Genomic DNA, 18530 nt, shown 5'->3' with positions numbered 1-18530 from the left:
GACTATGGCTCGTCGCAGGCACCAGGAAGAACACGTTAATCACGAGCGCTGGCTCGTGTCCTATGCGGATTTCATTACGCTGCTGTTCGCCTTCTTCGTGGTGATGTACTCGATCTCGTCGATCAACGAAGGCAAGTACAAGGTCATTTCCGAAGCGCTGATCGGGGTTTTCACCGACTCCGACCGCTCGCTCAAGCCGATCCCGATTGGCGATGAACGACCGAAGACCGTGACCCCGGCCAAGCCGTTGGTCAAGGATAGCGAACAGGTCGACGCCGGTATCGCTGGCGCCAGTGATCCGTTGAAAAGCATTGCCGATGACATCAGTGCGGCGTTCGGCGACCTGATCGCTTCCAACCAGATGACCGTGCGCGGCAACGAGTTGTGGGTCGAGATCGAACTCAATTCCAGCCTGTTGTTCGGCAGCGGCGACGCCATGCCGAGCGACATCGCCTTCAACATCATCGACAAGGTAGCGGCGATCCTCAAACCGTTCGATAACCCGATCCACGTCGAAGGTTTTACTGATGATCAGCCGATCCGTACCGCGCAGTACCCGACCAACTGGGAGCTGTCTTCGGCGCGTTCGGCGAGCATCGTCCGGATGCTCGCGATGCAGGGTGTGAACCCTGGCCGTCTGGCATCGGTGGGTTATGGCGAGTTCCAGCCAGTGGCCAACAACGCCACTGCCGAGGGCCGCGCGAAAAACCGTCGTGTGGTGCTGGTGGTGTCGCGAAACCTCGATGTACGCCGCAGCCTGACCGGTACCGGAACCGCCAATGCACAACCGGACGCGGCGTTGAAGCGTGCTGGCACACAAACTGCACCGACCCCGGTCAAGACGCCGGGACGCGAGAGTGCCGTCAATTCTCCGTCACCCGCATTAATACGCTGAGCTATGTCTCGGTCGAGCATCTCGGCCGGGAGGAACGAACCGAATGAGAGTCTGGGCAGTCGCCAATCAAAAGGGTGGTGTCGGTAAAACCACATCTTCCATCGCTTTAGCCGGATTGCTGGCGGAGGCGGGCAAGCGCGTGGTTGTGGTCGATCTCGACCCGCACGGCTCGATGACCAGCTATTTCGGCTACGACCCCGACAGCCTGGAACACAGCAACTACGACCTGTTTCTGCACAAGGGCACGGTGCCGCAAGGCTTGCCCGGGCAGTTGCTGTTGTCGACCAGCGACGAACGCATTTCCCTGTTGCCATCGAGCACCGCACTCGCGACCCTTGAGCGCCAGTCGCCGGGGCAGAGTGGTCTGGGCCTGGTGATCGCCAAGAGTCTGGCGCAGCTGTGGCAGGACTTCGATTACGCCGTGATCGACAGCCCGCCGTTGCTTGGTGTGCTGATGGTCAACGCCCTGGCTGCGAGCCAGCAACTGGTGATCCCGGTGCAGACCGAGCACCTGGCCGTCAAAGGTCTGGAGCGCATGGTCAACACTCTGGCGATGATCAACCGCTCGCGCAAACAGGCGCTGCCGTTCAGCATCGTGCCGACCCTGTTCGACCGCCGCACCCAGGCGTCGCTGGGCACCTTGCGCGTACTGCGTGACAAATTCCCCGAGGAAATCTGGCAGGGTTACATCCCGGTCGATACCCGTCTGCGTGACGCCAGCCGGGCCGGTGTCACGCCTTCGCAATTCGACGGCAAGAGCCGTGGCGTGCTGGCTTACCGCGCGCTGCTCAAGCATCTGCTGGCGCAACAACTTGTTCCGCAGGTGGCGTGAGATGACCGTGACCCGATCGCGCATGCTCGACTTACACAAATCCTGTGGGAGCGAGCCTGCTCGCGAAACAGGCGACGCGGTTTCCCTGTCTGGCGCTGTTGACCGATGAACCGCCCAGTCAAACTCACCTCGCGTCCGCAGTTGGCGCTGCAATCCTATCTGGACGGCTTGCTGCAGGAAATTCCTGAGGAGCTGCCGCCGGCAATCGAAGTGCAGCCTGAAATTGTGGAAAGCGCCGAGACGCTGGACGAGTTCCAGGCAGCGGTACTGGAAGAACAGGCGCGTGATGCGCAAAAAACCGCCAAACCGGCCACACCGGTGGCTGCGCCTGCCGCCGCACCAGTGGCCAAGGCACCCGTCGCATTGATTGAAGAGGCGGAGCCGATCCGCGCAGCGGTTTCGACGCTCGCACCGCTGCTGCAAACCCAGTTGCTGAAAACCGCGCCGGAACCGGCGGTGGTCGAACCGGCACCGGTTGCGCCCGCACCCGTCGAGCAGACGCTGGTGCCGCCGCTGGTGGAAGTGCACCTGCCACCAAGCAACACGCCGCCACCGGTAGACACCGATGGCCGCCCGGCCTGGGCCTCGGAAGCCTTCGAATGCCTGTTGTTCGATGTCGCCGGGCTGACCCTGGCCGTACCGCTGGTGTGCCTTGGCTCGATCTATTCGCTGGCGGGCCACGAGTTGACGCCGCTATTCGGTCAGCCGGAATGGTTCCTCGGGATTCTGCCGAGCCAGGCCGGCAATCTGAAAGTGCTGGATACCGCGCGTTGGGTCATGCCGGATCGCTATCGCGATGACTTCCGTCAGGGCCTGCAGTACGTGATTTCGGTACAAGGTTATGAATGGGGCCTGGCAGTGCATCAGGTCAGTCGCTCGTTGCGTCTGGACCCGAATGAAATCAAATGGAGAAGTCACCGGGGTCAGCGGCCATGGCTCGCCGGCACGGTGATTGAACACATGTGCGCCTTGCTCGATGTCGCTGCACTGGCCGAGTTGATCGCCAGCGGCGGGGCAAAACACATGTCCGGCAGTAAGCCGAATCACAAACCGACATAACAGACACCGGCATAGCCATGCCGGCGAACGAAACATACACCGCGAGCGCGGTACTTCGAGGGGCTAGGGTATGAACGACAAGGCGACGGCGGCAAAGGGTTCTGAAGATCCGATCCTGCAATGGGTAACCTTCAAGCTGGACAACGAAACCTACGGCATCAACGTGATGCGCGTTCAGGAAGTCCTGCGCTACACCGAGATCGCTCCGGTTCCGGGTGCGCCAAGCTATGTGCTGGGCATCATCAACCTGCGCGGTAACGTGGTCACCGTGATCGATACCCGTCAGCGCTTCGGGCTGAACAATGCCGAAATCAGTGACAACACCCGTATCGTCATCATCGAAGCCGACAAACAAGTCGTCGGCATCATGGTCGACAGCGTGGCTGAAGTGGTTTACCTGCGTCAGTCGGAAATCGAGACCGCGCCAAACGTCGGTAACGAAGAGTCGGCCAAGTTCATCCAGGGCGTGTGCAACAAGAACAACGAGTTGCTGATCCTGGTCGAGCTGGACAAGATGATGAGCGAAGAAGAATGGTCGGAACTGGAGAGCATCTGATTGATCCTCGAGGTTGCGGTCATTGTCCTGTTCCTCTTCTGGGCAGGCACGCTGGCGATGTTTCTGGCGTACATCAAGGCGCAAAAAGTCATCGCTGCGCAACAGGCTCAGGGCGATGCGCTGCGTGATCAGCGCATCAAGGACCTGACCAAGCGCGTCGACGACTATCAGAACGGCAACGTGCGCATGGGCGAAGCCCTGCACGAGCTGCGCTCGGTGGTCGCTCCGTTGCCGGACAAGATTGTTGCGCTGGAGCAGCGCGATCCATCGAGCCTGTCATTCGCCCAGGCGGCGAAACTGGTGGGCATGGGCGCAAGCGTCGATGAGCTGACGCAGTCCTGTGGTTTGACCCAGGCTGAGGCGGAGTTGATGCGCAAGTTGCACAGAAGCTGATATTCGCAGAGTCATGTCATTTGAATCTGAATCGCCGGCCATGCTGGCGATTTTTTTTGCACTCGATTTCGTTTTCAGTACCGCGCATGACCGTCTGTCTGAACTGGTATTTCTGACAGTAGAGGGCTTTGGCAATTGCTCCTCACACTCCTGTATCTCGCGATAGAGCCGTTTGCCTTTCATCGCCAATCGTGGAGTAGGTATATGCAATCCAGAGTCGGGTACATGAATGAAGTGCGATCACCACGTGATTTCAGTCTATGGCTGACAATCGTGCTGCTCATGACTGCTTGTCTTGCTCAGGCAAGTGTGGCAAGCACGCTCGCTCCGAAAGCAAAGACTGTCGATCGGCAAGACTGTCACGGTGTCCACCTGGTCAATGTCGTGGCACATATGGACGACGATCTTCTGTTTATTGAACCCGGCATATCCAAAGTACTCGGTGCGGGCGGCTGTGTTACCAGCATTTTCATGAACGGTGGCAGTTCCGGTGCCGGCTTTGACTATGTACTGAGACGCGAGAGTGCGTCGAAAAAAGCCTACGAAAAAATGTTGGGTATCCCGACAGCATGGACCCCAGCCCTCATAAGTGCAGGGTCAGCGAGGTTGATGAGTGTCACTGCCGATGCTCGACCTGGATTGAAACTCATATTTTTGCGTGTACACGGAGGGTATGTCCGCGGCGGGGATGTGCCGTTGGCCGATATGCTTGATCTCGATAAAACTGTTCTGAGCTGGTCATATCTGGATTCAGAGTCAGGCCCGGTAAACCGCTACAGCCGCACATCCTTTCTGGAGCTCTTGACTGAGCTGATCGTCAAAGAGGGGGCGACGAAGGTGTATGCACTCAATCCGGACACCGTTCCGTACACAGAGCACCCTGACCACATCTATTCAGCGCGGTTGACCCGACTTGCCATGCAGAATGCCATGGCTGATATCCCGGTGGTTTATCACGAGACCTATCCCTCGGCAGCGCTTGCTCCCAACGTCGAGCCCAAAGCGGTGCAGGCAAAGAGGCATATCGTCGCCAGCTACTTTCATTTTGAAGGGGCCGAACCGGTCAGCAGTGTGTTCAGTGAGGCCACCTGGAATGGTAATTGGGTTGCTCGGCGTAATTTCAAGCTTAGCCATGCCCATGACTCTGTACCGCCGGTCAATATAGCTTTCAGGCCGCTGGTCAATTTCCAGACTCAGCAGTGTCTGGTTTCCAATGGGTTGGGGCAGCGAGTGACACTCGGGGGGTGTGAACCCCGCGATAACCAGCGTTGGGCATTTGTGCCTTCGTCCAGTCCGGTTGGGGCGTGGGGGATCGCGCTACTGAAAACAGCGTCTGGCCATTGCATAGCGCGCCAGGAGGATCAATTGATCGAACGCACCTGTGAGAGCAATGCTCTGTCACAGCACTGGACGCCTTGGGATTTCGGGAAGATTTTTGTTCCAGGATCTCGGGGGCAGTGTCTGGATGGAGTACAACCGACCTTGATCGACAATTGCAACGGATTTGCGGGGTCTACGCTGTGGGTGCGCAGCCTCGACAACATTGATAACAATGATTCAATGGAGGTGGCGCTGACAGGAGATGTCATCGGTGACGGAATGAACCGGACGGTACAAGTGCAGCGTCGGTCGGATGGCCCTGGTGTTGATGTTTGGGTTACGTCGACGGATACAAATGGCGTTGCATCTGAAAAATGGTATGAGGAAAGACTTCCATTTGATCCAGCCTCTTTTGATTCAGGGTGTCGCACTGCCATTTGTTACGACTCGACGCGTTATCTGCTGGCTGATTTCACGGGTGATGGCAAGGCAGATCTGATGGCGATATCACCTGGCAAAGGTGACGAAACCATTTTCAGGCTATTGAAGAATGAGGGCGGGCATTTTGCTGACCCGGTCATCTGGCGCAGCGTTCAGCAAGGACATGCCTACAGGCAAGCCCAGCAATACCTCGCTGGCGACTTCAAAGGCGTCTACAAGCAAGATGTGTTGATTGTGCAGACGTTCGATAACACGGTGTCCGATTTCTGGCTGATGGAGAATAAAGGGTCGAGCCTGGGCCTTCCTGTTCATTGGGGGGATGCTCGAAAAATCGGCTTGCCGTCCCACTTCTTCAGCGCAAGGCTGGACCTCGATGGCAAGGATGATGTGCTTGCTGTTGATTCGAGTGGGGAGTTCTTGAAACTGCTCACTTACAGGAACAGTGGCCGTTCTCTGGGCTTCGAAAACGCCTTCGAATTTGCGGGTTTCTATTCTGCGCGTTCAAAAATCGCCGTGACGGATTCGCCGCTCACAAAACTGACGGATGTCTGGGTTCTGCACGCCCGATCAGACGGGAGTGATATCAATTTCTGGAAAGTCAGAAATCTTGGCGGCGGTGAGTTCGAAGAGTCTTCCTCTCCGGTTTTCGTGACCAATTTACTCAATTGGTCTGATGTGCGGCCCTATGGTCTGGGGGCGGGCAAGCAAATCCTGTTGCCCTATCGCGTCAATGATCCGGTGCAGGAGTACTACTGGCGAATCGGACGTATCGGGTTCAAGGCACTTGATCTGTCCGAGGAGGGGGCGCCTGTCGAGATAAAGGATTTTGGCCACTCACAACTGTTTCAATGGGCGAATCTGCAGTGGCGAGCGCGACTGAATTGAATGTCGAGCAGACGGGTTCTTCCATTTGTGGGCGTATCGAACGAGGCCTAATAATCATCCCCGCGTTCTGTGACGTCCTTCTCGACCATCGGTGCCTGCGGATCATGTCCCTCGGGGAATTTCCCCTTCAGATTCCATGCAAACGCGATGATCTCGGCAATCGTGCGGTACAGCTCTTCGGGGATGCTGTCGCCCAATTCCATCCGCGCCAACAGCCGCACCAGTTCGGCGTTCTCATAGATCGGTACTTCACAGTCGCGGGCAATGCGCAGGATTTCCTCGGCCAGTTCCTCGTCGCCCTTGGCAGTGAGGGTCGGGGCGTGGTTGCCGTCGTACTTGAGGGCGATGGCCTGGCGTGGAGCAGTGGAATCGTTCATGCGGTTTCGTCGACCCAGCGGTGTTCGAGGCGGGTTTGGTTGCCTTGCGGCGGGGTGCCGAGGTGGCAGTCGATATCGCCGACGTTGAGCCCGCGATCGAGCAGGCGCTGGCGCAGGGCGAACAGATTGTTTCCGATCAGGTCGGCGGTGTATGGGCGTTCGGCCCAGAGCTGACTCGACAGGCTGCCGACAATCAACTGGGCCTGAATCTGCATCGGCCCGAGCGGTTCCATGTCGAACGCCAGATCGACGCGCCACAGTTGTTGCTTGGGCTCGCGCTCATCGCGGCGTTCGTTCGGTTGCGGTTCGCGCTCCGGCGCTTCTTCACGCTGGAACTTGACCTGCAACGGCACGATGTCTTGCAGGTTGCGCATGGGGATTTCCAGCTGCCAGGTGCTCAGCAGACGACCGTCATCGGTGACTCCGGTCTGTTCCAGGCTCGACAGCTGATGGCTTTGCAGGCGCGACACGGCCGCCGCAGCGAGGCGCAGCAGATGCTCCAGATCACCTTCGCCGTCCTGGCTTTGCAGCAGGCGGTCGGGCAGCGGGAAGCTGCTGGGCAGCGGTTTGGCGCTGACCTGGCCGAGGGTGCCGAGGGCGTTACGGACGAAGCTCGGCAGCGCTTGCGCCAGGGTGTTGGCGGCAATGATCGCGTTGAAGCTGGTGCTGCTCGGCAGGCCAGGGGTCAGTTGCGCGATCAGCTTGAGCAGATCGGCTTTCAGGTCCGGGGCCAGTGCCGGACTTTGCCCGGTCAACAGCTTGGCTTCGAGGAAGGCGCCGCTGTTGGCCAGGGCCAGGGCCACGCCTTTGGCGGTGCTCATCTGCTGCACGTCGGGCAGGTTGGCGAGCAAGCGTACGACGGCTGCGCGCAGATCCTGCGAGGTCTGGTCGTCGCTCGGCAGGTTCTGCAAAGCGTTGAGCAAACCGTCCAGCGAGCCTTGGCGACTCTGCTGGCCAAGCAGTTGCTGGCTTACGGCCAACTGGTCCTGACGGCTGCTCAGCGGCACGAATTTCAGCGTCTGCGAATCCTCGACCAAGGCCGAGAGCAGGGTGCCGATGCGCAGCGGCGTCGGGCTGTCGATGTCCAGTGTGGCGCCGCTCTGCGCGGTGTTGAGCAGGCTCACCAGTGAACGGAACACCGTCGGCTGCCCAGGCACTGGCGGCAATGTCTGCGAGGTCAGCACCTTGCCTTGCAGCAGGGTACCGACCGGCAACTGCGCCGTATCGATGCGGGTGAGGGCAGCGACGCTGCTGGCGATGGCCTGCTGCACGGTGATCGCCAGGTTACCCGCCGACGGTTGAGTCACGGCCAGGTTGGTACCGGTCGGCAGCGGCAGGTTGCTGCTGGCTTGCACGGTGGTCTGGCGACCGCCGTCGACGGTCACCTTGAGCAGCAGTTGAAAGGTCTGGTCTGCCTGCTTGAGCGATAACACCTCGGCCTGGGCGCTTTGCCCGGCGCCGATCAAGCCTTCGACCGGCGTCAGCAGCTTGAGCAACTCACCACTCATCACCAGCGGACGCGCGTTCGCAGGGGTGATGGGCGGGAGCGGGAGGATGTTCATTTCGCCTGTCATACGCGGACACAACCTGAGGAAATTGCACGCTTGGGAGTAAGGCACGGCATGTATAATGCCGCGCGTCTTGCGCTTCGTTCAAAAAACATAGCAATTGTTTGATCCAGCTCTCTGGTTCGCACCGTCATTGCATTTATCCTGCATCTCTTTAACGGCCGCGCCAGAGCCGACTTGAACCGTATAAGGCCCGTGATCCCTTGACCAGTCCTGTCCTGCAAACCGTTGCCCTTGCCTGTGAGCGAGACCTGCGGCTGCTCTTCGAAAATCTCGAATTGAGACTGGCCAGTGGCGATATGGTGCAGATCAGCGGCCCCAACGGCAGCGGCAAGACCAGTCTGCTGCGCCTGTTGTCCGGGTTGATGCAGCCGACCGCCGGGCAAGTCCTGCTCAATGGCCAGCCGCTGACCGAACAACGCAGCGAACTCGCCCGCAACCTGCTGTGGATCGGCCACGCCGCCGGGATCAAGGACCTGCTCACACCGGAAGAGAACCTGTCGTGGCTCTGCGCTTTGCATCATCCCGCCGAACGCGAGGCCATCTGGCAAGCGCTGGCAGCAGTAGGATTGCGCGGTTTCGAAGATGTTCCCTGCCACAGCCTGTCCGCCGGTCAGCAACGTCGCGTGGCGCTGGCGCGGTTGTATCTCGACAGCCCGCCGCTGTGGATTCTCGACGAGCCGTTCACCGCGCTCGACAAACAGGGCGTGGCGCAACTCGAAGAGCACTTGGCCAGACACTGCGAAAGCGGCGGTCTGGTGGTGCTGACCACGCACCACACGCTGAGCCGGATGCCGGCCGGTTATCGCGATATCGATCTGGGGAACTGGGCAGTATGAGTGTGTTCGGCCTGCTGGTTGCCCGTGAGTCCCGCCTGCTGTTTCGTCGCCCGGCCGAACTGGCCAATCCGCTGATTTTCTTCGCCATTGTCATCGCTTTGTTCCCGCTGGCCGTCGGCCCGGAAACTCAAGTCTTGCAAAACCTGTCCCCCGGGTTAGTCTGGGTGGCGGCGCTTTTGTCCGTCCTGCTCTCGCTGGACGGGCTGTTCCGCAGTGATTTCGAAGACGGGTCCCTGGAACAGTGGGTCCTTTCGTCGCACCCGCTGCCACTTCTGGTCTTGGCCAAGGTGCTGGCACACTGGCTTTTCTCCGGGCTGGCACTGGTTCTGCTCTCACCGCTGCTGGCGTTGATGCTCGGTTTGCCTGCCGCCTGCCTGCCGGTTTTGCTGTTTTCGTTGCTGCTGGGAACACCGGTGCTGAGCTTGCTCGGCGCGGTGGGCGCGGCACTGACGGTCGGTTTGAAACGCGGCGGCCTGTTGCTGGCGCTGCTGATTCTGCCGTTGTACATCCCGGTGTTGATCCTTGGCAGTGGCGCCTTGCAGGCCGCCGTGCAAGGCATGCCGGCGACCGGGTATCTGCTATGGCTGGGTAGCCTGACCGCCCTGGCGATCACCCTGACACCTTTTGCAATAGCTGCTGGCCTGAAGATCAGCGTCGGCGAATAATGAGGTCTGGTTAAAATTTAACCAGCAAAGACCCTGAGACTGCTCACACCGATGAGCGGCACCCGTGATGGAAACAGTATGAACTGGACCTGGTTTCACAAGCTCGGCTCGCCCAAGTGGTTCTACGGCATCAGCAGCAAGTTCTTGCCGTGGCTGAGCATCGCAGCGTTGTTGCTGATCACCGTTGGCGTCGTCTGGGGCCTGGCCTTCGCGCCGCCGGATTATCAGCAAGGCAACAGCTTTCGCATCATCTACATCCACGTACCTGCCGCGATGCTTGCGCAGTCGATCTACGTGATGCTGGCGGTGTGCGGCGTGGTCGGCCTGGTCTGGAAAATGAAGCTGGCCGACGTCGCCCTGCAATGCGCGGCCCCGATCGGCGCGTGGATGACCGCCGTGGCGCTGGTCACCGGGGCGATCTGGGGCAAACCGACCTGGGGTTCGTGGTGGGTCTGGGACGCGCGCCTGACCTCGATGCTGATTCTGCTGTTCCTGTATTTCGGCGTGATCACGCTGGGCAATGCCATCAGCAACCGCGACAGCGCCGCCAAGGCCTGCGCGGTACTGGCGATCGTCGGTGTGATCAACATCCCGATCATCAAGTACTCGGTGGAGTGGTGGAACACCCTGCACCAGGGTGCGACCTTCACCCTCACCGAAAAACCGGCGATGCCGGCCGAAATGTGGCTGCCGCTGTTGCTGACCGTGCTGGGTTTCTACTGCTTCTTCGGCGCCGTGCTGTTGCTGCGCATGCGCCTTGAAGTGCTCAAGCGCGAAGCCCGCGCCAGTTGGGTGAAAGAAGAAGTGCAGAACAGTCTGGAGGCCGCTCGATGAGTTTTGCTTCATTCGGCGACTTCCTCGCCATGGGCCATCATGGCCTGTATGTCTGGTCGGCCTACGGCATCTGTCTGGCGGTGCTGATCCTCAACGTGGTGGCGCCGATCGCGGCCCGCAAGCGTTATCTGCAACAAGAGGCGCGTCGTCTGCGCCGGGAGAACGGCAAGTGAATCCGCTGCGCAAAAAACGTCTGATCATCATTCTGGCCATTCTGGTCGGGGTCGGCGCTGCCGTCGGCCTGGCCTTGAGCGCCCTGCAGCAGAACATCAATCTGTTCTACACCCCGACCCAGATCGCCAACGGCGAAGCACCGCAAGACACGCGTATCCGTGCCGGCGGCATGGTCGAGAAGGGTTCGCTGCAACGCTCGCCGGACTCGCTGGACGTCAAATTCGTCGTTACCGACTTCAACAAAGCCGTGACCATCACCTACCGCGGCATCCTTCCGGACCTGTTCCGCGAAGGGCAGGGCATTGTTGCCCTGGGCAAACTCAACGCCGACGGCGTGGTCGTCGCCGATGAAGTGCTGGCCAAGCACGACGAGAAGTACATGCCGCCGGAAGTGACCAAGGCCTTGAAAGACAGTGGTCAATCCGCGCCGACCCAAGCGAAGGAGGGTTGATCGATGACGTCCGCACTGTTTATTCCCGAGCTCGGCCATCTGGCGATGATTCTGGCGCTGTGTTTTGCCCTGGTGCAGGCCGTGGTGCCGTTGTTCGGCGCGTGGCGCGGCGATCGTATGTGGATGGGCCTGGCCCAGCCGGCAGCGTGGGGCCAGTTTGCGTTCCTGCTGTTTGCCTTCGGTTGCCTGACCTACGCCTTCATGACCGATGATTTCTCGGTCGGCTACGTGGCGATGAACTCCAACAGCGCACTGCCGTGGTACTACAAGTTCAGCGCGGTGTGGGGCGCTCACGAAGGCTCGCTGCTGCTATGGGCGCTGATTCTCGGTGGCTGGACTTTCGCCGTGTCGGTGTTCTCCCGGCAGTTGCCGCAAGTCATGCTCGCCCGCGTGCTGGCGGTGATGGGCATGATCAGTACCGGTTTCCTGCTGTTCCTGATCCTCACCTCCAACCCGTTCTCGCGCATCCTGCCGCAGATTCCGGCGGATGGTCGTGACCTCAATCCATTGCTGCAAGACATCGGCCTGATCGTGCATCCGCCGATGCTGTACATGGGCTACGTCGGTTTCTCCGTGGCGTTCGCGTTCGCCATCGCCGCTTTGCTCGGTGGTCGTCTCGACGCCGCATGGGCACGCTGGTCGCGGCCATGGACGATTGTGGCCTGGGCCTTCCTCGGCATCGGCATCACCCTCGGTTCGTGGTGGGCTTACTACGAACTCGGCTGGGGCGGATGGTGGTTCTGGGACCCGGTGGAAAACGCCTCGTTCATGCCATGGCTGGTTGGCACTGCGTTGATCCACTCGCTGGCGGTCACGGAAAAACGCGGCGTGTTCAAGAGCTGGACGGTGTTGCTGGCGATTGCCGCGTTCTCCCTCAGTCTGCTTGGTACATTTCTCGTGCGTTCCGGCGTGCTGACGTCGGTGCACGCGTTTGCCTCGGACCCTGAGCGCGGCGTGTTCATCCTGATCTTCCTGCTGTTCGTGGTTGGTGGCTCGCTGACGTTGTTCGCCTTGCGCGCCCCGGTGGTCAAGAGCCAGGTCGGCTTCAACCTGTGGTCGCGGGAAACCCTGCTGCTGGGCAACAACCTGGTGCTGGTCGTCGCCGCGTCGATGATCCTGCTCGGCACGCTGTACCCGCTGATTCTCGATGCGTTGAGCGGCGCGAAGATGTCGGTCGGCCCGCCGTACTTCAATGCACTGTTCATCCCGCTGATGGCGTTGCTGATGGTGGTGATGGCGGTCGGCGTGATCGTCCGTTGGAAAGACACTCCGGTGAAATGGCTGGCGAACATGCTGACGCCCGTGCTGCTCGGCAGCGTCGCACTGGCCGTGGTGGCCGGTGTCGCTTACGGCGATTTCAACTGGGCGGTGATCGCCACCTTCCTGCTCGCCGCGTGGGTGCTGCTGGCCGGTGTGCGCGACATCTTCGACAAGACCCGCCACAAAGGCCTGATCAAGGGCCTGCCAACCCTGACCCGCAGCTACTGGGGCATGCAGATCGCTCACCTGGGCATCGCCGTGTGCGCCCTCGGTGTGGTGCTGTCGAGCCAGAACAGTGCCGAGCGCGACCTGCGCCTGGCGCCGGGCGAGTCGATGGATCTGGCCGGTTATCACTTCATCTTCGAAGGCGCCAAACACTTCGAAGGGCCGAACTTCACTTCCGACAAGGGCACCATTCGGGTGATTCGCGACGGCAAGGAAGTCAGCGTGTTGCACCCGGAAAAACGCCTGTACACCGTGCAGAGTTCGATGATGACCGAAGCCGGGATCGACGCCGGGTTCACCCGCGATCTCTACGTCGCACTGGGCGAGCCGCTGGAAAACGGCGCCTGGGCGGTGCGCGTCCACGTCAAACCGTTCGTGCGCTGGATCTGGTTCGGTGGCCTGCTCACCGGTCTGGGTGGTTTGCTGGCGGCGCTGGATCGGCGTTATCGAGTCAAGGTCAAAGCCCGGGTGCGTGAAGCCCTCGGCCTGCAAGGAGCCGCTGCATGAGACGTTGGTTGATGCTGGTGCCACTGGCGATGTTCCTGCTGGTGGCGGTATTTCTTTATCGCGGTCTGTACCTCGATCCGGCGGAGCTGCCGTCGGCGATGATCAACAAGCCATTCCCGGAGTTCACTCTGCCGAATGTGCAGGGTGACAAGACCCTGACCAAGGCTGACATTCTCGGCAAACCGGCGCTGGTCAACGTCTGGGGCACCTGGTGCATCTCTTGCCGGGTCGAGCACCCGGTGCTGAACAAACTCGCCGAGCGCGGCGTGGTGATCTACGGCATCAACTACAAGGACACCAACACCGATGCCTTGAAGTGGCTGGCCGAGTTCCACAATCCGTATGTGCTGGATATCCGCGACGACGAAGGCTCGCTGGGGCTGAACCTCGGCGTCTACGGCGCACCGGAAACCTTCTTCATCGACGCCAAGGGCATCATTCGCGACAAGTACGTGGGGGTGATCGACGAGCAGGTCTGGCGCGAGAAGCTCGCGGCGAAGTATCAGGCGCTGGTCGATGAGGCGAAGCCATGAAGCGTTTTCTCGCCGCCGTGGTATTGGGCCTGAGTCTGGCCGGTGTGGCGCATGCCGCGATCGACACTTACGAGTTCGCCAAAGAAGGTGATCGCGAGCGTTTCCGCGAGTTGACCAAGGAACTGCGCTGCCCCAAGTGCCAGAACCAGGACATCGCCGACTCCAACGCGCCGATTGCTGCCGACCTGCGCAAAGAGATTTTCCGCATGCTCGGAGAGGGCAAGGACAATCAGCAGATCATCGACTTCATGGTCGACCGCTATGGCGATTTCGTCCGCTACAAACCGGCGCTCAACGCCAAGACCGCACTGCTGTGGTTCGGCCCGGCCGGGCTGTTGCTGGGCGGTTTGGCGGTGATCGTGGTGATCGTTCGCCGTCGTCGCGGCCAGCGCGCCGAGCCCCCGCAATCGCTGTCCATCGAAGAACGTCAGCGCCTCGACCAACTGTTGGATAAAAACCAAGAATGATTGATTTCTGGCTTGCCGCAGGGCTGTTGCTTCTGGTCGCCCTGAGTTTTCTGCTGATCCCGGTATTGCGTGGCCGTCGCGCCCAGCGTGAAGAGGATCGGACTGCCCTGAACGTCGCGCTGTATCAGGAGCGCGTGGCGGAGTTGCAATCGCAACAGGCCGAAGGCGTACTCGATGCCGCGCAAATGGACAGCGGCCGCGCGGAAGCTGCGCGTGAACTGCTCGCGGACACCGAAGGCGTTGCCGCGCCGCGCGTCTCGAAGCTGGGCAAACCGTTGCCGCTGCTGGCAGCGGTGCTGGTGCCGGTGTTGGGTCTGGGGCTGTATCTGCATTTCGGCGCTGCCGACAAGGTCGAGCTGACCCGCGAATTCGCCCAGGCGCCACAGTCGATGGAGCAGATGACCCAGCGCCTGGAGCGTGCCGTTGCTGCGCAACCGGACTCGGCGGAAGGCCTGTACTTCCTTGGTCGCACCTACATGGCTCAGGATCGTCCGGCGGACGCAGCGACGATGTTCGAACGCGCGGCCAACCTGGCGGGTCGTCAGCCGGAATTGCTCGGCCAGTGGGCGCAGGCGCAGTACTTTGCCGATGGCAAGAAGTGGTCGGACAAGATCCAGGCCCTGACCGACGAAGCGCTGAAAGCCGATCCGAAAGAAGTCACCAGCCTCGGGCTGCTCGGCATCGCCGCGTTCGAAGGCGAGCGTTACCAGCAAGCCATTGATTACTGGAACCGCCTGCTGGCGCAACTGCCGGCCGACGATAACTCCCGCGCCGCGCTGCAAGGCGGGATCGAGCGCGCCACCGAGCGCCTGCAGGCCAGCGGCGGCAAGCTCGCCGTAGCGCCGGCCGCCAAGGTCGCTGCACTGCTCAGGGTCGACGTTGACCTGGCCAGTGAACTCAGGAGCAAGGTGCAGCCGGGTGACAGCGTGTTCATCTTCGCTCGCGCCACGTCCGGCCCACCGGCACCGCTGGCGGCCAAGCGTCTGACCGTGGCCGATCTGCCAGTGACCGTCGAGCTGGGCGATGCCGACGCCATGATGCCGCAGTTGAAACTGTCGAACTTTCCTGAAGTCCAACTGGTTGCACGCATCTCCCGCGCCGGTCAGCCGACCGCCGGGGAATGGGTAGGGCGCAGCGGCCCACTGGCCAGCAGCACCACCGCACTACAAAAACTGATCATCGACAGCCCGGACAAATAGCCGCCGGGACCCACAGGAAAGCACCGCCATGCACAGCCTCGCCCGCATCACCGTCATCACATTGGCCCTGGGCATGAGCGCATGTGCGGTGCACCGACCGGAACCGACCACCCACCTGCCGCCGATCTCGCCGTCACAACCGAGCCCGACCCCGTCGACCTCACCGACCCCGGGCAAAAGCATTCCGGCCAAACCGTCCAAACCGGTGCCACGCACCTCTGCCAGCTTCGCCCCGCCACCGGGAGGCAACAGTCACTGGGATCAGAAGCTCGGCGTCTACGTCCTCGACGACCAACCCAACACCTTCTACCGCCAGCGCACCTACTTCCGCTGGAACAACGGCTGGAGCCGCTCGATCAGCCCCAGCGGCCCCTGGGAAGACACCGACATCCACGGCGTGCCGCCGGGGTTGGGCAAGCAGTTCGGGCAGTAATGAAAACGGCGATCTTCGGATCGCCGTTTTGTTTTGAAGCGTTGCAATCGCCACCCTGCAGGCGTTGGCGAAGCCTGCGATCTTTTGATCTGGCTGTTCAGCTGGCCAACAACCCCTGCACATACTCGACAAACGCCCGCGCCTTGGCACTGGCCATTCTTCCCGTTGGAAATACCGCCCATAAATCCAGATCGGGCAGCGTCCAGTCGTGCATAACGATTTTCACCGCGCCGTTGGCCAGTTCCGGGGCGAACATCCATTCGGAGGCGAGGGTCAGGCCTTGATCGGCCAGTACCGCTTCGCGTACTCCTTCGGCCGCACTGACGCGCAGACGCCCGCTGATGATGACCGATTGTTGTTCTGCGCCTTTGGTGAACTCCCAGGTGGTGCCCCCACCGAGGTTGTAGACGACCGCCTGGTGTTTGCTCAATTCGGCGGGGCAGCTCGGCTCGCCGTGCCTGGCAAAGTAGGCCGGCGTGCCGAGTACCACGCGGCGGCAGTCGGCGATTTTGCGGGCGGTCAGGCCCGAATCGGTCAGTGCGCCCATGCGCAGGGCGACGTCGATGCCTTCTTCGACCAAATTGATGTTGCGGTCGTCGAGCATCAGGTCGATGTTCAGTTGTGGATGCTGATCCAGGAACGACCCCAGTTGCGGCACGATGTGCAGGCGGCCGAAGGTCACGGCGGCGCTGATGCGCAAGTTGCCGCTTAAACCGCTGGCGCTGCCCCGGGCAGCATTGTCGGCCTCGTTGGCTTCATCGATGGCGCGTTTGGCCCGTTCGAAATAGGCTTGGCCGGCTTCGGTCGGGGTCAGGCCGCGGGTCGAGCGCAACAACAGGCTGACCGCCAGGCGCTTTTCCAGCTGAGCGATGGTCTTCGACACGGCAGGCTGACCGATATTCAGCCGTCGGGCGGCGGCGGAAAACGAGCCGGTTTCGACGACGCAGACGAAGGTTTCCATGGCGGCTAGGCGGTCCATCTCATGTCCTTGCACAATCTTGAGGTTGTTGAGTCACCCCTGTGGGAATGGGGTGTTGGTCAGAATGCGGCTTTGCCGACTGAGGCGCCGCCATCGACAAACAGTGTCTGCCCGGTGATAAACCCGCTCTGCTCGGACAACAGAAACGCAATCGCCGAGGCAATCTCCTCCGGCTGCCCCAGACGCCCCATCGGCACCCCGGACAGATACCGCGCTTCACCTTCGCTACCAGGCGGATTGTTGGCGCGAAACAATTCAGTCTCGGTCGGTCCTGGCGCCACGGCATTCACGGTGATCCCGGTCTGCGCCAGCTCCAGTGCCCACGAACGGGTGAAGCTGACCAGCGCCGCTTTCGCCGCCGCATAGGCCGTGCGTTGGGTGATGCCCAGCACGGTCAGGCTGGAGATGTTCACCACCCGACCCCAACCCCGCGTGCGCATCCCCGGCAGCACTGCCTGCGTGGCCTGCAACGCTGAATGCAGATTCAGACGCATGACGTCGTCGAACGCGTCCAGATCGATTTCCCCCAGTGCCTGCGGTCGGACCAGCCCGACGTTGTTCACCAGCCCATCGAACTCATACGTGCGCGCCAGTTCCGCCAGCACTTCGCCGGTCAACTTGCGATCACTCAGATCCAGCGGAAACAGGATGCCCGGAAAACTCAGGTCAGGCTGCCGGGCAATCCCTACTACTCGATGCCCGGCGCGGTCGAGATGTTCGGCCAGCGCCCGGCCAATGCCTTTGCTGGCGCCGGTGATGAGGAAGGTACGTCGGGTCATGGCGGCTCCTGGGCACATGGGGATCGGATCAGCCGCGCAATGCATCCAGCATTGCTTCAGGCTCGGGACGCTGAGTGTAATCCGGGTTGACCTCGGCGTAACGAATCAGGCCATTCTGACCGATCACATAACGCGCCGGCATCGGCAATGTCCACGATGGATCATCGTTGAAGGTTGGCAGGTCGTTACGCAGGTTCTTGTACAGCTCGATCAGGTAATCCGGTAATTCGAAGCGCAGGCCGAACGCCGCCGCCACGTCATTGCGCGGGTCGCTGAGGATCGGAAACTGCAGTTCGTTGATGCGTTGCGACTTGCGGCTGTTGGCAGCGATCTGCGGCGAAATGGCCAGCAGACTGGCCCCGGCGTGCTGAATCGAAGGGAGAAAGGCCTGCAACGCTTGCAGCTCCATGTTGCAGTACGGGCACCAGACACCGCGATAGAACGTCAGCACCAACGGCCCTTGCGCCAACAGATCAGCCGACGATACGGGATGGCCTTCGGGGTCTTTCAGGGTGAACAGCGGCGCCATGTCGCCGAGCTTCAAGGCACGGCTTGCCGCGCCGGAGGCGATCAGTTCGGCTGTGGCGCGCTCCATCACCGGGTGAATGTCGGCGGGTGCGTTGTAAGGAGGGTTGCCGGCTTTGAAGTCGGCTTTGAACGCGTCGAGTCTTGCTTGCAGGGTCATGTTCGAAATTCCTCTGGGAGCGCCGGTAGTGGCTGGGTTCAAGGATGACCGTCAGGCGCGGGCAGCGGAACGCAGGTGCCGGGCATAGCATTCATGCTTCGCGGGAATGGCAGGGTTGATCACATCCTGTAAAACAACCGAACGTCGCTCTGCAGATTTCTGTGCTTGAGTAAA

21 protein-coding genes are annotated in these 18530 nt (G+C 60.9%); 16 read left to right on the top strand and 5 right to left on the bottom strand.

Translation table 11 applies throughout. The annotated features are described in order from the left end of the window. Positions 1–4 precede the first annotated feature (4 nt). The 6 genes from motD to PseAD21_RS08005 all read left to right on the top strand — a co-directional run bounded on the left by motD (position 5) and on the right by PseAD21_RS08005 (position 6381). Entirely contained in the window at positions 5–895 is an 891-nt protein-coding gene (gene motD / locus PseAD21_RS08030; protein ID WP_025111922.1) for a flagellar motor protein MotD, read from the top strand. Positions 896–938: 43 nt separating this feature from the next. After that, positions 939–1727: a ParA family protein gene (locus PseAD21_RS08025; RefSeq protein ID WP_102355234.1), complete on the top strand. Its 789-nt coding sequence runs from the start codon at positions 939–941 to the stop codon at positions 1725–1727. Between the two features lie 105 nt (positions 1728–1832). Continuing rightward, positions 1833–2786, top strand: coding sequence for a CheW domain-containing protein (locus PseAD21_RS08020; protein ID WP_102355233.1), 954 nt, complete (start codon positions 1833–1835; stop codon positions 2784–2786). Positions 2787–2856: 70 nt separating this feature from the next. Beyond that, positions 2857–3342, top strand: a complete 486-nt coding sequence (locus PseAD21_RS08015) for a chemotaxis protein CheW (protein ID WP_102355232.1) — start codon at positions 2857–2859, stop codon at positions 3340–3342. Beyond that, complete coding sequence (locus PseAD21_RS08010) at positions 3343–3735, top strand: DUF2802 domain-containing protein (protein WP_102355231.1); 393 nt, start codon at positions 3343–3345, stop codon at positions 3733–3735. Between the two features lie 225 nt (positions 3736–3960). Beyond that, a complete protein-coding gene (locus tag PseAD21_RS08005) occupies positions 3961–6381 on the top strand; it encodes an RICIN domain-containing protein (protein WP_256588106.1) in 2421 nt (806 codons plus the stop codon). A gap of 47 nt (positions 6382–6428) precedes the next feature. On the opposite strand, the gene PseAD21_RS08000 is transcribed toward PseAD21_RS08005, so the two are convergent. Continuing rightward, positions 6429–6758 (bottom strand): EscU/YscU/HrcU family type III secretion system export apparatus switch protein, encoded by a 330-nt coding sequence (locus tag PseAD21_RS08000; protein WP_025111916.1) that lies wholly within the window; start codon positions 6756–6758, stop codon positions 6429–6431. After that, positions 6755–8332, bottom strand: coding sequence for a flagellar hook-length control protein FliK (locus PseAD21_RS07995; protein WP_102355229.1), 1578 nt, complete (start codon positions 8330–8332; stop codon positions 6755–6757). The genes PseAD21_RS08000 and PseAD21_RS07995 overlap by 4 nt, the downstream gene beginning before the upstream one ends. A gap of 197 nt (positions 8333–8529) precedes the next feature. On the opposite strand from PseAD21_RS07995, the gene ccmA reads away from it, so the two are divergent. From ccmA to PseAD21_RS07945, 10 genes are all read left to right on the top strand, one after another. Further along, positions 8530–9165: a cytochrome c biogenesis heme-transporting ATPase CcmA gene (gene ccmA / locus PseAD21_RS07990; RefSeq protein WP_102355228.1), complete on the top strand. Its 636-nt coding sequence runs from the start codon at positions 8530–8532 to the stop codon at positions 9163–9165. Beyond that, entirely contained in the window at positions 9162–9830 is a 669-nt protein-coding gene (gene ccmB / locus PseAD21_RS07985) for a heme exporter protein CcmB (RefSeq protein ID WP_102355227.1), read from the top strand. Before ccmA ends, ccmB begins: the two co-directional genes overlap by 4 nt. Before the next feature lie 78 nt (positions 9831–9908). After that, positions 9909–10664 carry a heme ABC transporter permease gene (locus PseAD21_RS07980; RefSeq protein WP_102355226.1) on the top strand — a complete coding sequence of 252 codons (756 nt, stop codon included), beginning with the start codon at positions 9909–9911 and terminating at the stop codon, positions 10662–10664. Continuing rightward, positions 10661–10837 carry a heme exporter protein CcmD gene (ccmD, locus tag PseAD21_RS07975; RefSeq protein ID WP_003222944.1) on the top strand — a complete coding sequence of 59 codons (177 nt, stop codon included), beginning with the start codon at positions 10661–10663 and terminating at the stop codon, positions 10835–10837. The genes PseAD21_RS07980 and ccmD overlap by 4 nt, the downstream gene beginning before the upstream one ends. Next, positions 10834–11289, top strand: coding sequence for a cytochrome c maturation protein CcmE (gene ccmE / locus PseAD21_RS07970; RefSeq protein WP_102355225.1), 456 nt, complete (start codon positions 10834–10836; stop codon positions 11287–11289). The genes ccmD and ccmE overlap by 4 nt, the downstream gene beginning before the upstream one ends. 3 nt (positions 11290–11292) lie before the next feature. After that, positions 11293–13281, top strand: a complete 1989-nt coding sequence (locus PseAD21_RS07965) for a heme lyase CcmF/NrfE family subunit (protein WP_102355224.1) — start codon at positions 11293–11295, stop codon at positions 13279–13281. Continuing rightward, positions 13278–13814, top strand: coding sequence for a DsbE family thiol:disulfide interchange protein (locus PseAD21_RS07960; protein WP_102355223.1), 537 nt, complete (start codon positions 13278–13280; stop codon positions 13812–13814). Before PseAD21_RS07965 ends, PseAD21_RS07960 begins: the two co-directional genes overlap by 4 nt. Next, positions 13811–14281 (top strand): cytochrome c-type biogenesis protein, encoded by a 471-nt coding sequence (locus PseAD21_RS07955; RefSeq protein ID WP_102355222.1) that lies wholly within the window; start codon positions 13811–13813, stop codon positions 14279–14281. Before PseAD21_RS07960 ends, PseAD21_RS07955 begins: the two co-directional genes overlap by 4 nt. Further along, positions 14278–15480 (top strand): c-type cytochrome biogenesis protein CcmI, encoded by a 1203-nt coding sequence (gene ccmI / locus PseAD21_RS07950; protein WP_102355221.1) that lies wholly within the window; start codon positions 14278–14280, stop codon positions 15478–15480. The genes PseAD21_RS07955 and ccmI overlap by 4 nt, the downstream gene beginning before the upstream one ends. A gap of 28 nt (positions 15481–15508) precedes the next feature. Then, entirely contained in the window at positions 15509–15913 is a 405-nt protein-coding gene (locus tag PseAD21_RS07945; protein WP_102355220.1) for a hypothetical protein, read from the top strand. Positions 15914–16010: 97 nt separating this feature from the next. Here the strand turns inward: PseAD21_RS07945 and PseAD21_RS07940 are convergent, their stop codons facing one another. From PseAD21_RS07940 to PseAD21_RS07930, 3 genes are read right to left on the bottom strand one after another with little or no spacing between them, the layout of a single operon-like run. After that, complete coding sequence (locus tag PseAD21_RS07940) at positions 16011–16892, bottom strand: LysR family transcriptional regulator (protein ID WP_102355219.1); 882 nt, start codon at positions 16890–16892, stop codon at positions 16011–16013. A 59-nt stretch (positions 16893–16951) separates the two neighbouring features. After that, a complete protein-coding gene (locus PseAD21_RS07935; RefSeq protein ID WP_102355218.1) occupies positions 16952–17671 on the bottom strand; it encodes an SDR family oxidoreductase in 720 nt (239 codons plus the stop codon). A gap of 28 nt (positions 17672–17699) precedes the next feature. Continuing rightward, on the bottom strand, positions 17700–18356 hold the full coding sequence (locus PseAD21_RS07930; RefSeq protein WP_102355217.1) for a peroxiredoxin-like family protein: 657 nt from the start codon (positions 18354–18356) through the stop codon (positions 17700–17702). Between the last annotated feature and the right edge of the window lie 174 nt (positions 18357–18530).

Source organism: Pseudomonas sp. AD21, from assembly GCF_002878485.1.
Classification (GTDB): Bacteria; Pseudomonadota; Gammaproteobacteria; order Pseudomonadales; family Pseudomonadaceae; genus Aquipseudomonas.
Note: the sequence above shows the minus strand (reverse complement) of the source record. Positions and strands in the feature narration are given on the sequence as shown.